Annotated in this window: 12 protein-coding genes and 1 other annotated feature; all 12 genes read right to left on the bottom strand. The window is 33.7% G+C overall.

Going from position 1 to position 14,659, the window contains the following annotated elements; translation table 11 throughout:
• Positions 1 to 118: 118 nt before the first annotated feature.
• Complete coding sequence (gene fusA, locus CHF27_RS12405) at positions 119 to 2,185, bottom strand: elongation factor G (protein WP_095406068.1); 2,067 nt, start codon at positions 2,183 to 2,185, stop codon at positions 119 to 121.
• Between the two features lie 52 nt (positions 2,186 to 2,237).
• Positions 2,238 to 2,708 (bottom strand): 30S ribosomal protein S7, encoded by a 471-nt coding sequence (rpsG, locus tag CHF27_RS12400; RefSeq protein ID WP_095406067.1) that lies wholly within the window; start codon positions 2,706 to 2,708, stop codon positions 2,238 to 2,240.
• Between the two features lie 126 nt (positions 2,709 to 2,834).
• The gene (rpsL, locus tag CHF27_RS12395) at positions 2,835 to 3,257 is read right to left on the bottom strand and encodes a 30S ribosomal protein S12 (RefSeq protein ID WP_095406066.1); all 423 of its coding nucleotides are present in this window, start codon (positions 3,255 to 3,257) and stop codon (positions 2,835 to 2,837) included.
• Between the two features lie 296 nt (positions 3,258 to 3,553).
• Entirely contained in the window at positions 3,554 to 7,039 is a 3,486-nt protein-coding gene (gene rpoC, locus CHF27_RS12390; RefSeq protein ID WP_095406065.1) for a DNA-directed RNA polymerase subunit beta', read from the bottom strand.
• A gap of 42 nt (positions 7,040 to 7,081) precedes the next feature.
• Positions 7,082 to 10,789, bottom strand: a complete 3,708-nt coding sequence (rpoB, locus tag CHF27_RS12385; protein WP_095406064.1) for a DNA-directed RNA polymerase subunit beta — start codon at positions 10,787 to 10,789, stop codon at positions 7,082 to 7,084.
• 250 nt (positions 10,790 to 11,039) lie between these two features.
• Entirely contained in the window at positions 11,040 to 11,402 is a 363-nt protein-coding gene (gene rplL, locus CHF27_RS12380; protein WP_095406063.1) for a 50S ribosomal protein L7/L12, read from the bottom strand.
• Between the two features lie 76 nt (positions 11,403 to 11,478).
• Entirely contained in the window at positions 11,479 to 11,982 is a 504-nt protein-coding gene (rplJ, locus tag CHF27_RS12375; RefSeq protein WP_095406062.1) for a 50S ribosomal protein L10, read from the bottom strand.
• A 44-nt stretch (positions 11,983 to 12,026) separates the two neighbouring features.
• Positions 12,027 to 12,156: a sequence feature (ribosomal protein L10 leader region), on the bottom strand.
• A gap of 48 nt (positions 12,157 to 12,204) precedes the next feature.
• Positions 12,205 to 12,903: a 50S ribosomal protein L1 gene (rplA, locus tag CHF27_RS12370; RefSeq protein ID WP_095406061.1), complete on the bottom strand. Its 699-nt coding sequence runs from the start codon at positions 12,901 to 12,903 to the stop codon at positions 12,205 to 12,207.
• A gap of 73 nt (positions 12,904 to 12,976) precedes the next feature.
• Positions 12,977 to 13,402 carry a 50S ribosomal protein L11 gene (gene rplK / locus CHF27_RS12365; protein WP_026899723.1) on the bottom strand — a complete coding sequence of 142 codons (426 nt, stop codon included), beginning with the start codon at positions 13,400 to 13,402 and terminating at the stop codon, positions 12,977 to 12,979.
• A gap of 55 nt (positions 13,403 to 13,457) precedes the next feature.
• Entirely contained in the window at positions 13,458 to 14,000 is a 543-nt protein-coding gene (gene nusG, locus CHF27_RS12360) for a transcription termination/antitermination protein NusG (protein WP_095406060.1), read from the bottom strand.
• Between the two features lie 18 nt (positions 14,001 to 14,018).
• Positions 14,019 to 14,240, bottom strand: coding sequence for a preprotein translocase subunit SecE (gene secE / locus CHF27_RS12355; RefSeq protein ID WP_095406059.1), 222 nt, complete (start codon positions 14,238 to 14,240; stop codon positions 14,019 to 14,021).
• Positions 14,241 to 14,265: 25 nt separating this feature from the next.
• A complete protein-coding gene (gene rpmG, locus CHF27_RS12350) occupies positions 14,266 to 14,415 on the bottom strand; it encodes a 50S ribosomal protein L33 (RefSeq protein WP_003421192.1) in 150 nt (49 codons plus the stop codon).
• Positions 14,416 to 14,659 lie beyond the last annotated feature (244 nt).

Raw genomic sequence — 14,659 nt, 5'->3', positions numbered from 1 at the left:
TTAACATGTGGTTTAGTTCTTTCGTATTTAGCTTTAGCCATTTTGAAATACCTCCATATATTTTTTATAAGACGAGGCAATACCTCGCCTTATTTATTTTTAAATTTATTTTAAATTATTATTTTCCTTCAGCTATTTTCTTAGCAACTGAAGCTGGAACTTGCTCGTAATGGTCAAATATCATTGTGTAAGTTGCACGACCTTGAGTAGTTGATCTTAACTCTGTAGAGTATCCGAACATTTCTGAAAGTGGAACAAATGCATTTATAACTTGTGCACCAGATCTAGCTTCCATACCTTGTATTAAACCTCTCTTAGAGTTTAATCCACCCATTACGTCTCCCATGTAATCTTCAGGAGTAACAACTTCGACTTTGAAATATGGTTCAAGTAATACAGCATTACCTTTTTTCAGAGCTTCTTTCATTGCCATAGAACCAGCCATTTTGAATGCCATTTCTGATGAATCGACTTCATGGTAAGAACCATCATATAATTCAACAGCTATGTCAACAACTGGATATCCAGCAACTATACCAGATGCCATAGCACCTTGTATACCTGCATCAGTTGGTCCAACGTATTCTCTTGGTACAGATCCACCAACAGTTTTGTTTTCGAATTTGTATCCAGCACCTGGTTCTTGAGGATTAACTCTGATCTTAACGTGACCATATTGTCCTCTACCACCTGATTGTTTAGAGTACTTGTATTCAACATCAACTGGTTGAGTTATAGTTTCTCTGTAAGCAACTTGTGGAGCACCAACGTTAGCTTCAACTTTAAATTCTCTTAATAATCTATCTACTATTATCTCTAAGTGTAATTCACCCATACCAGATATTATAGTTTGTCCTGTATCTTGATCAGTCTTAACTGTGAAAGTTGGATCTTCTTCAGCTAACTTTTGAAGAGCGATACCCATCTTTTCTTGAGCAGCTTTTGATTTTGGTTCTATAGCTACAGATATAACTGGTTCTGGGAATTCCATAGATTCAAGTATTATTGGATGAGCTGGATCACATAAAGTATCTCCAGTAGTAGTATCTTTTAATCCTACCGCTGCAGCTATATCCCCAGCATATACTTCTGTTATTTCTTCTCTTGTATTAGCATGCATTTGTAGTATACGACCTATTCTTTCTCTCTTACCTTTAGTAGAGTTAAGAACATATGATCCACCTTGCATTATTCCAGAGTAAACTCTGAAGAATGCTAACTTCCCAACGAATGGGTCAGTCATTATTTTGAATGCTAATGCTGCAAATGGTTCTTCATCAGATGAATGTCTTTCGTCTTCTTCACCATTTTCTAATATACCTTTTATAGCCGCTATATCAGTTGGAGCTGGTAAATAATCTATAACACCATCTAGTAATAACTGAACACCTTTGTTTTTGTAAGCAGAACCACAGAATACTGGATTCAGTTCACAAGCTATAGTAGCTTTTCTTAAAGCAACTTTTATTTCTTCTGTAGTGAATTCTTCACCTTCAAGATATTTCATCATTAACTCTTCATCAGTTTCAGCTACTGCTTCAACTAATTTTTCTCTCCACTCTGCAGCTAATTCTTTCATATCTTCTGGTATTTCAGTTCTTTCTATCACTACACCTAAGTCATCTTTGTATATGTGAGCACACATTTCTACTAAGTCAACTTCACCTTCTAACCAATCTTCTTTACCTATTGGTAATTGAACTGGTACTGCATTTGCATTTAATCTTGATTTCATCATGCTAACAACATTGTAGAAGTCAGCACCCATGATATCCATTTTATTTACAAATGCAACTCTAGGCACTCCATAGTTATCTGCTTGTCTCCATACGTTCTCAGATTGAGGTTCAACCCCACCCTTAGCACAGAATACAGCAACAGAACCGTCAAGAACTCTTAGAGATCTTTCAACTTCAACTGTGAAGTCTACGTGTCCTGGAGTATCTATTATATTTATTCTATGGTCTTTCCATGCAGCAGTAGTAGCAGCAGAAGTAATTGTTATACCTCTCTCCTTCTCTTGCTCCATCCAGTCCATTTGAGAAGCCCCTTCATGAGTTTCTCCTATTTTATGAGTTTGCCCAGTGTAGAACAGGATTCTTTCTGTAGTAGTAGTTTTTCCTGCATCTATATGAGCCATGATTCCTATATTCCTAGTTCTTTCTAAAGGAAACTTTCTAGCCATGGTTATCCTCCTTATGATATCCTTTTTAAGGTATCAATATCTATCCTATTTATTAGAATCTATAGTGAGCAAATGCTTTATTAGCTTCTGCCATCTTATGAGTATCTTCTTTCTTCTTAACTGAAGCTCCTGTGTTGTTAGCAGCATCCATTATCTCTTTAGATAATTTTTCTACCATACCTTTTTCTCCACGAGCTCTAGTGTAGTTTACTAACCATCTTAAACCTAAAGTTTGTCTTCTTTCAGGTCTAACTTCTATTGGCACTTGGTAGTTAGCTCCACCAACTCTTCTTGCTTTTACTTCTAAAACAGGCATTATGTTTTCCATAGCCTTATTGAATACCTCTAAAGCGTCTTCTCCTGTTTTTTCAGCTATTACAGTAAATGCATCATAAACTATTGCTTGTGATTTACCTTTTTTTCCATCTATCATTAAGTTATTTATTAACTTAGTAACTACCTTACTTCCGTATATTGGATCTGGTAATACGTCTCTTTTTGGAACATTACCTCTTCTTGGCATTTTGCTTCCCTCCTTAATTATTAAATCTTAAATCATAGGTACTCGACATAAAAATAATGCCGTGATGCCATAAATATGTCTATATATTTAAAGCACCGCACTATAATCAATTGTTAGTTGTTTTTATTATTTTTTTGCAGCTTTAGGTTTTTTAGCACCGTACTTAGATCTAGACTGCATTCTCTTATCAACACCTGCAGTATCTAATGTACCTCTAAGTATATGGTATCTAACCCCTGGAAGGTCTTTAACTCTTCCTCCTCTTATAAGAACAACACTATGCTCTTGTAAGTTATGTCCTTCTCCTGGTATATAAGCAGAAACTTCTATACCGTTTGTTAATCTAACTCTGGCAACTTTTCTTAAAGCTGAGTTTGGTTTTTTAGGAGTAACTGTTTTAACTGAAGTACAAACCCCTCTTTTTTGTGGAGCACTTGTATCAGTTGTTTTCTTGTTTAAAGAATTGTATCCCTTTTGTAATGCTGGAGCAGTAGATTTTTTCTCTATCGCTTTTCTACTTTTACGAACTAATTGGTTAATTGTTGGCATCATCTGCACCTCCTTCCAAAATTTTCGATCTTAAATGACCGCCAACTACATCAGCATGACTCACATACTGACTGATGTAACTCTCGTTACATATAGTACAATTAAATGTCTATTAACACACAATAAATGTGGTTTAAGCATTTTTTTAGCTTGGTGCGCTAGTTCATTTGAATTTTTAAGTAAATTTAAAAGTTACTAAGAACATTCAAAGTTCTTAGCATACTTTTAAATTTCATACTTTTACATTTTATCACCAGACTGTATCTATGTCAAGATTTCTTTGTATCTATCGATTCTTAGTCTTGGATTTTTTCAACTGCTATATTCTTGTATTTTTTCATACCTGTACCTGCTGGTATTAATTTACCTAATATAACATTTTCTTTCAGACCTATTAAGTGGTCTTCTTTTCCTTTTATAGCAGCTTCTGTTAATACTCTTGTAGTTTCCTGGAATGATGCTGCTGATAAGAATGATTCTGTAGCAAGAGACGCTTTAGTTATACCAAGTAAAACTCTCTTTGCAACAGCCGGTCTTAAATCTTGAGAAATAGCTTCTTCATTGCATTTATTGAATGTTAATACATCTTCATAACCTCCTGGTAATAAATCTGTATCTCCTGGGTCTTCAACTTTAACTTTAGATAGCATTTGTCTAACAATTACTTCTATGTGTTTATCGTTAACATCAACACCTTGCATTCTATAAACTCTCTGAACTTCTTTAACTATATACTCTTGAACTCCACCTATACCTTGTACTCTTACTATATCATGAGGATTTATAGAACCTTGAGTTAAAGGTGCTCCGGCTTCAACCATTTGCCCTTGTTTAACTCTTACTCTTGATCCATAAGGTATTGCATAAGCTTCTTCTTCACCAACCGTTGGAACTATAACTACTTCTTTTCTCTTTCCAGTTTCGTCTATTTCAACTCTACCTGATATTTCTGTTATTACAGCTAAACCTTTCGGTTTTCTAGCCTCAAATAATTCTTCAACCCTTGGAAGACCTTGAGTTATATCTCCTCCGGCAACCCCACCAGTATGGAATGTACGCATTGTAAGCTGTGTACCTGGTTCACCGATAGATTGAGCAGCTATTATACCAACAGCTTCACCTATATTAACTTCTTTACCTGTAGCTAAGTTTCTTCCATAACATTTAGAACATACTCCATGATTAGTTTTGCAGTTAAGAACAGTTCTTATTTCTACTTTTTCTATTCCTGAATTAATTATTCTCTCAGCTTCATCTTCTTGTATCATAGAGTCAGCTTCAACTATAACTTCTCCAGTACTAGGATCTACTATAGCATCTATAGTATATCTTCCTACTATTCTGTCATATAATTCTTCGATAACTTCATTACCATCTTTTATAGCAAGAATCTCAGTAGTATCTGTTGTTCCACAATCAATTTCTCTTACTATAACATCTTGACTAACATCAACAAGTCTTCTTGTTAAGTAACCTGAATCGGCAGTACGAAGCGCTGTATCGGCAAGACCTTTTCTAGCCCCATGTGAAGATGTAAAGTATTCCATTACTGATAAACCTTCACGGAAGTTAGATTTAACTGGTACTTCGACTGTTTTACCAGATGCATTGGCCATCAGACCACGCATACCTGCTAACTGTCTTATCTGGTTCTTAGAACCCCTTGCTCCTGAATGAGCCATTATATAAATGTTGTTTAATCTATCAAGTCCAGCCATAAGAGCATCTGTAACTTTTTCAGTTGTTTCTGACCAAGTTTCTATAACTCTTTCGTATCTTTCCTCATTAGATATTAAACCTCTTCTATATGCTTTTTCATATTTATCAACTTTTTCTTCAGCTGCCGTTATATGAGCTTTTTTAGCTTCTGGTATTGTCATATCTGCAACTGCAACTGTCATCCCACCTATTGTAGAGTACTTAAACCCTAAAGCTTTTATATGATCTAACAATATTGCAGTTTCTGTATTTCCATGTTTTCTAAAACATTTATCTATTATTGTACCAAGAGATTTTTTTGTAACCAAGAAGTCAACTTCTAATCCAAATGGATCTTTACTTCTATCTACAAATCCCATATCTTGAGGTACATTTTCATTAAATATAAATCTACCAACTGTACTTTCCACTAAAGATTTTCTTCCATCAGGAAGTACTATTCTCATTTTAACTTTAGAATGTAAGTGAACTGCTTTATTTTGATACGCAAGTAATAATTCATTAAAATCTTTAAATATCGTACCATGTCCTGGAGCATAATCTTGCTCTTCTATAGTTAAATAATAGCATCCTAGAACCATATCCTGAGAAGGAGTAGTTATAGGTGTTCCATCTTTAGGAGCAAGTATGTTATTTACAGATAACATTAAGAATCTTGCTTCTGCTTGCGCCTCTACTGATAAAGGTACGTGAACCGCCATTTGGTCACCGTCGAAGTCAGCATTGTAAGCTGTACATACAAGTGGATGTAGCTTTATAGCTTTACCTTCAACTAAAACTGGTTCAAATGCTTGTATACCTAATCTATGAAGAGTCGGTGCACGGTTAAGTAGAACCGGGTGACTCTTTATAACTTCTTCAAGAACATCCCAAACTTCTGGCTTAACTTTTTCCACTATAGATTTTGCACTTTTTATATTATGTGCATATCCTTCTTTAACTAATTTATCCATAACAAATGGTTTGAATAATTCAAGAGCCATTTTTTTAGGAAGACCACATTGATAGAATTTAAGTTCTGGTCCAACAACTATAACCGAACGTCCTGAGTAGTCTACACGTTTACCAAGTAAGTTTTGACGGAAACGTCCTTGCTTACCTTTTAACATGTCTGATAAAGACTTAAGCGGTCTATTACCAGGTCCTGTTACAGGTCTACCTCTTCTACCATTGTCTATTAAAGCATCTACTGCTTCTTGAAGCATTCTTTTTTCATTTCTTACGATGATATCTGGAGCTCCAAGTTCTAATAGTCTCTTTAATCTATTATTTCTATTTATAACTCTTCTGTATAAATCATTTAAATCAGAAGTCGCAAATCTACCACCATCTAATTGAACCATAGGTCTTAAATCAGGAGGTATTACTGGTATAGCATCTAATATCATCCATTCTGGTTTATTTCCAGACTTTTTGAAAGCTTCTACCACTTCTAATCTTCTTATTGTTCTAACTCTCTTTTGTCCTGTGCTGTCTTTTAAATCAGCTCTTAAATCTTTACTTTGTTGCTCTAAATCTATATTTTGTAAAAGTTGTTTTACAGCTTCAGCACCCATCCCTACAGTGAATGTATATCCGTACTTTTCAACAGCCGTTCTATATTCTTTTTCTGTTAATAATTGTTTTTCATTAAGTCCAGTTTCTCCTGGATTAATTACAACATATGAAGCAAAATATAATATTTTTTCTAAAGATCTTGGTGACATATCAAGTAAAAGACCCATTCTACTTGGTATACCTTTGAAGTACCAGATGTGAGACATAGGAGCAGCAAGCTCTATATGTCCCATTCTCTCTCTTCTTACTTTAGATTTAGTTACTTCAACTCCACATCTATCACAAACTACACCTTTATATCTAACTCTTCTATACTTACCACAGTGACATTCCCAGTCTTTTTGAGGTCCAAATATTCTTTCACAGAAAAGACCATCTTTCTCTGGTTTTAAAGTACGGTAATTTATAGTTTCAGGCTTTTTTACTTCTCCTCTAGACCATTGTCTTATTTTTTCTGGAGAAGCTAATGCTATCTTTATCGACTCGAAATTGTTTAATTCAAACAAGGAGTTCTCTCCCTTCTATTTGAGATTTCATTAATAAAAAAATTACATATCAAAGTCTTCGCTATCGTAGTTTACTTCTTCATAAACTACTTCCTCTTCGAAATCTAAGCTATCTACGTCTTCTTCAACAGTTTCTATAAAATCATCTTCGATCTCTTCTATTATATGATTTTCTTCAACTTCTTTCATGTTATCCACTATATCTATTTCAAATTCACTAATTGAATCATCAATATCTAAAGATTCTCTTACTTCTATTTCATCATCTTCTTCTGTTAATACCTTTACATCTAAGCATAAACTTTGAAGTTCTTTTATAAGAACTTTAAATGATTCAGGAATTCCTGGTTCAGGAATATTTTCACCCTTTACTATAGCTTCGTATGTTCTTACACGTCCTACAACGTCATCAGACTTAACAGTAAGTATTTCTTGAAGTATGTGAGCAGCTCCATATGCTTCTAGAGCCCAAACCTCCATCTCTCCAAATCTTTGTCCACCAAATTGTGCCTTACCACCTAGTGGCTGTTGAGTAACTAATGAGTATGGTCCAGTACTTCTTGCATGTAACTTATCATCAACTAAGTGATGTAGTTTAAGCATGTACATGTAACCAACTGTTATTCTATTATCAAAAGTTTCTCCAGTTCTTCCATCGTATAATGTTAACTTACCATCATCAGAATATCCTGCTTTAGTTAAAGCATGTCTTATATCTTCTTCTTTAGCTCCATCAAATACAGATGTCGCTACATGCCATCCTAAAGTCTTAGCTGCAAGTCCTAAATGAACTTCTAATACCTGTCCGATGTTCATACGTGATGGTACCCCTTGAGGGTTAAGAACTATATCAAGCGGAGTTCCATCTGGCATAAATGGCATATCTTCTTCTGGTAATACTCTTGAGATAACCCCTTTATTACCATGACGTCCAGCCATTTTATCTCCTACTTTGATTTTTCTTTTCTTAGCTATATAACATCTAACTAATTCATTTACTCCTGGAGATAAATCATCTCCATTTTCTCTTGTAAACACTTTTATATCCACAATTATACCACATTCACCATGAGGAACTTTAAGTGAAGTATCTCTTACTTCTCTAGCTTTTTCTCCGAATATAGCACGAAGTAATCTTTCTTCAGCAGTAAGTTCAGTTTCTCCTTTTGGAGTTACTTTACCAACTAATATATCTCCAGAATCAACTTCAGCACCTATTCTAATTATACCTCTGTCATCTAAGTTCTTTATAGCATTCTCAGCAACATTAGGTATATCTCTAGTTATTTCCTCTGGTCCTAATTTAGTATCTCTTGCTTCACATTCGTATTCTTCTATATGAATTGTTGATAATCTATCTTCTTTTACTAATCTTTCATTTATTAAGATGGCATCCTCGTAGTTATAACCTTCCCATGTCATAAACGCTATAAAACAGTTTCTTCCTAAAGCTACTTCTCCTAAGTCCGTAGCTGGACCATCTGCTATAACATCTCCTGCTTGGATTTGTTCACCTTTACTTATTATAGGTGTTTGATTTATACAAGTACCTGAGTTAGAACGTTTAAATTTAAGTAATTTATATCTATCTCTATTTCCATCTTCTCTTTTTATTATTATTTCATCTGCAGTTACTCTGTCTGCTATACCAGAATGTTTAGCAACTACAACAGCACCAGAGTCTTTAGCCGCTCTGTACTCTACACCTGTACCTATAATAGGAGCTTCTCTTCTAACTAAAGGCACGGCTTGACGTTGCATGTTTGATCCCATAAGCGCACGGTTGGCATCATCATTTTCTAAGAATGGTATCATAGCCGTAGCTATAGATACAACCTGCTTAGGAGATATATCCATGTAGTCAACTCTATGAGCTGGTACTAATTCAACTGCTCCATTTACTGTTCTACAAACTACTCTGTTATTTACAAATTTTCCGTCATCTGTTAAAGGCTCATTTGCCTGAGCTCTTACAAATAAATCTTCTTCATCTGCTGTTAAGTAATGTATTTCACTTGTAACTGTTTCAGTCTCTTTATCAAATTTTCTATATGGTGATTCTATGAAACCAAATTCATTTATCTTAGCATAAGTTCCTAAAGAGTTTATAAGACCGATATTTGGCCCTTCTGGAGTTTCTATTGGACACATTCTTCCGTAATGTGAATGGTGAACGTCACGCACTTCGAATCCAGCTCTTTCTCTTGAAAGACCTCCAGGTCCTAATGCAGATAATCTTCTTTTATGAGTTAATTCAGATAATGGATTTGTTTGGTCCATGAACTGAGATAACTGTGAACTACCAAAGAATTCTTTTATAGCAGCTGAAACTGGTCTTATGTTTACTAATGCTTGAGGAGTTATAGATTCCATATCTTGAACTGTCATTCTCTCTTTTATAACTCTCTCCATTCTTGAAAGACCTATTCTAACCTGATTCTGTAATAATTCACCTACTGATCTTATTCTTCTATTTCCTAAGTGATCTATATCATCTATAAACCCAATTCTGTGGAATATGTTAAATTGATAATTTATTGATGCTATTATATCATCTAATAAAATATGCTTTGGTATAAGCTCTTTTACTTTTGATTTTATAGCTTCTTTTATTTCTTCTTCATCACTATACTCATCTAAAATTTCTTTTAATGTTGGATAATGTACTTTCTCTTTTATATTCAATTCATCTATATTAAAATTAATATGAGACTTGATGTCTACAAAATTATTCCCTATTACTTTAACTCTTGTTTCATCGTCTATTAATAAATCAACTACATTTATACCTGCATTTTGTATATCTTTAGCTAATTCTAAACTTATTTTTTCTCCTGCTTTAACAAAAACTTCCCCTGTTTCAGGATTTATTATATCATCAGCAGAAATTTTATTCATTATTCTATAACATAAAGCTAGTTTTTTATTAAACTTATATCTACCAACCTTAGCTAAATCGTATCTTTTAGCATCAAAGAATAATGCATTTAGTAATGACGATGCACTTTCTACCGTAGGAGGCTCACCCGGTCTTAGCTTCTTGTATATCTCTACTAGACCCTCTTCAACTGTATTAGTATTATCTTTTTCAAGTGTTGCCGCTAATCTTTCGTCTTCACCTAAAAGTTCGATTATTTCAGCATCTGTTCCTATTCCTAACGCTCTTAATAAAACTGTAACAGGCTGTTTTCTCGTTCTATCTACCCTTACAGATATAATATCATTAGAGTCTGTTTCATACTCTAACCATGCACCCCTATTAGGGATTACAGTAGAAGATATTAATCTTTTACCTGTTTTATCTCTTTCCTGAGCATAGTAAACTCCAGGTGATCTAACCAACTGACTTACTATTACCCTCTCTGCTCCATTAATTACAAAAGTTCCTCTTTCTGTCATTAATGGGAAGTCTCCCATAAACACTTCTTGTTCTTTTATTTCACCAGTCTCTTTGTTTATAAGTCTTACTTTTACTTTTAGAGGAGCGCAGTATGTAGCATCTCTCTCTTTACATTCTTCTATGTCATATTTAGGCTTATCATCTAATGAATAGTCAACAAATTCTAGTATAAGATTACCTGTGTAATCTTCTATAGGAGAAATGTCATCAAACACCTCTTTTAAGCCTTCTTCTAAAAACCACTTATAGGAATCTACTTGAATTTCTATAAGGTTTGGTACATCAGCTATTTCTTTAATTTTAGAAAAGCTCATTCTAGTTCTTTTACCTATCGTGACAGGATGTGGCATTCACTTTTCACCTCTCAATAATTAAAAATAAAACCATAGTGATTCTAACGCATCTAATAATTTTATCATACTCACAAGCTTTTTTCAATATGTAACTTACATCAATTGTATAATCTCTGTATTATTTCGTAAATTCCTATAAAATATGCATTATCTATTATGCACAAAATACCAATCTAAAATTCTATTTTTTTGCATATTTTTAGAAAATAAAAAAAAGACGTCCCTAAGGACATCTTTTTTAAAGAAACTACTTAACTTCTACTGATGCTCCAGCAGCTTCTAATTTTTCTTTCATTTGTTCAGCTTCTTCTTTAGAAGCTCCTTCTTTAACAGTCTTAGGAGCGTTATCAACTACTTCTTTAGCTTCTTTTAATCCTAATCCAGTTATTTCTCTAACAGCTTTTATAACTCCAACTTTTGAAGCACCAGCTGATGTTAATACTACATCAAACTCAGTTTTTTCTTCAGCAGCAGCACCACCAGCAGCACCAGCTACCATAACTGGAGCTGAAGCAGATACGCCGAATTTTTCTTCAGCAGCTTTAACTAATTCATTTAATTCTAAAACTTTCATGTTTTCTATAGCTTCTAATATTTGTTCTATTGTCATTTTAAGCACCTCCGCATTTTTTTCTTTTTAATAATTTTATTATTAAGTATTTTTATTAATTTTCATAAACTGACAATTAAGCTTGTTGTTCTTCTGCTTTCTTAGCTATTGCATCTATTAAGTATGCAAAGTTAGATACTGGAGCTTTTAAGCTACCAAGTAATTTAGCAATAAGAACTTCTCTTGATGGTATACTAGCGAACTCAACGATTTGAGATTCATTGTAGAATTCTCCTTCTACTATACCCATTTTTAATTGCATTTTTGGATGAGCATCCATAAATTCCTTTAATATTCTAGCTGGAGCAACTGGATCTTCAAATCCAAATGCTATTGCATTAGTTCCAACTAAAAGCTCATCGTTGAATTGTTCTATACCAACTTCTTTAGCAGCTCTTCTTACTAAAGTGTTTTTGTATACTTTGTATTCAACACCAGCTTCTCTCATTTTTTTTCTTAACTCTGTTACTTCTTCAACTGTTAATCCTTTGTAGTCAACTACAACAGCAGAAGATGATTTTTGTAATTTCTCAACTATCTCAGCAACAACGCCTGCTTTCATTTCTATAGCTTGTCTCATCAAACGTGCACCTCCTTCATAAATAGGTTTAGTATTCGCCGCGATTTTCATTTAAAAAAGCTTCCGAGTCAAAAGTAGACTACAAAAGCTTTAGTAATTTCAATTTATCTAAAACCTCGGTAGGATATTAAGCCTTATGGCACCTACTGTCTACGGCAAAACTATTCTTTTTTATATCAACAAATCTTATATTAACATGTTTGTCTATCTATGTCAACAATATTATTCTGCTATTTTAGCTGAGTTTATTTTAACTCCAGGTCCCATAGTAGATACTACTGTTATACTTCTTAAATATTGTCCTTTAGCAGCAGCTGGCTTAGCTTTTACTATTGCACTCATTAATGCAGCAAAGTTTTCAGCTAACTTTTCTCCACCAAAAGATACTTTTCCTACTGGTACGTGTATTATGTTAGTTTTATCTAATCTGTATTCAACTTTACCAGCTTTTATTTCATCTATAGCTTTAGCTACATCAAATGTAACTGTTCCTGATTTAGGGTTTGGCATTAAACCTTTAGGTCCTAATACTCTACCTAATCTACCTACTACACCCATCATATCTGGAGTAGCAACAACTACATCAAAATCAAACCAGTTTTCACCTTGTATTTTTTGAACTAAATCTTCAGCTCCTACAAAGTCAGCTCCAGCTTGTTCAGCTTCTTTAGCTTTTTCACCTTTAGCAAATACTAAAACTCTTTTAGTTTTACCAGTTCCGTGTGGTAATACAACCGCACCTCTTACTTGTTGATCAGCGTGTCTTGAGTCAACACCTAATTTTATATGAGCTTCTACAGTTTCATCAAACTTAGCAGTAGCAACTTCTGCAACTAAAGCTAAAGCTTCTGTAGCATCATATACTTTTGTTCTATCTATTTTAGTTAACGCTTCTACGTATTTTTTACCTTTTTTAGCCATTTTATTTTCCTCCTCGTGGTTAATCTCGGTTTTTAAACCTCCCACTTCTAAAAACGAAGTGTCTAATTTTTAATTAGTCTTCTACAACTATACCCATACTTCTTGCAGTACCAGCGATCATGCTCATAGCAGTTTCTACTGATGCAGCGTTTAAGTCAGGCATTTTTAATTCAGCTATTTCTCTTATTTTAGCAGAAGATAAAGTAGCAACCTTCTTCTTGTTTGGTTCTCCTGAAGCTGAATCTAAACCAGCAGCTTTCTTTAATAATACTGCAGCTGGTGGAGTTTTTGTTATGAAACTGAATGATCTATCTTGATATACAGTTATAACAACTGGTATTATCATACCAGCTTGATCTGCAGTTTTAGCATTGAATTCCTTTGTGAATCCCATTATATTAACACCATGTTGTCCTAATGCTGGTCCAACTGGTGGCGCTGGTGTAGCCTTTCCTGCAGGTATTTGTAATTTTATTTGACCTATAACTTTTTTAGCCATTTTAAGCGCACCTCCTCAAATTATTCCTATACATTTATATATATTACACTATAAATTATATTTTTTCTATGCCTTCGAACTCTACTACAAATAGAGTCTTTTTTCCAAATGCATCTATGCATACTTTTATTTCTTTATTTTCCAGGTTGATTTCCTCTACAACTCCTACTTGTCCACTAAAAGGACCATTAGCAACTTTAACCGCATCACCAATTTCTAAATCAATGTCACTGTTTACTAATTTAGTAGTTGTTGTATCAATGCCCATAGCCATAACTTCTTCTTCACTTAATGGTACTGGTTTTGAACCTGGTCCAACAAAACCTGTAACCCCTTTAGTATTTCTTACGACATACCAAGATTCATCAGTGATTATCATTTTAACTAAGACATAACTTGGATATACCTTACGTTGTCTAGTTTTTTCTTTACCAGTTTTTGTAGTTTCAACTACGTCTTCTGTAGGAACAACTACTTGTGTTATGCAGTCTTCCATACCTCTTGTTTTTACAGCTTTTTCAATAGTAGCTTTAACTTTATTTTCATGCCCTGAATAGGTATGAACTACATACCATTTTAATTCTTGTAATTCTGACATATTTATTCTCCTTTTAATCTACTTTAGTATTAATTTTAGTGCACCAGATAATAGGCTATCTAAAACCCATACTAATATAGTAAACGAAATAACTACAGTTAAAACTACGCCTGTGTTTTTCAATAATTCTTTTTTTGTTGGCCACGTAACTCTTTTTAATTCTTGTTTAGTCTCTTTTATGTAATTAACTAAACTGAATCTTTTCTTAGTTTTCACGCCTTGATTTGCTTGGGCAGCCATTCCACACTCACATCCTTATAAAAAACTATTTTGTTTCTTTATGAGTAGTATGCTTCTTGCAGAATCTACAGTATTTTTGTAATTCTATTCTGTCTGGGTTATTCTTCTTATTCTTAGTAGTGTTGTAGTTTCTTTGCTTACACTCTGTACATGCTAAAGTTACTTTAACTCTCATCTGCTACACCTCCAACTTTGTAAATACAATAATATATATTGTTAATATAATACCTAAATTTAATATAAAGGTATTATTACCTTCCTAAATCATTACCTTGTATAAGTTATCACAAATTCATTGACGTGTCAATATATTTGTAATTTCTCAGCTTAAAAAAAGAGGAGTATTCCCCCCTCTCTTTTTTTCAATTCCTGTTAAGAAAATTATTCCATTATAGAAGCAACAACACCTGATGCTACTG

Origin of the sequence: Romboutsia maritimum (genome assembly GCF_002251085.2) — a bacterium.
GTDB classification, from domain to species: domain Bacteria; phylum Bacillota; class Clostridia; order Peptostreptococcales; family Peptostreptococcaceae; genus Romboutsia_B; species Romboutsia_B maritimum.
Note: the sequence above shows the minus strand (reverse complement) of the source record. Positions and strands in the feature narration are given on the sequence as shown.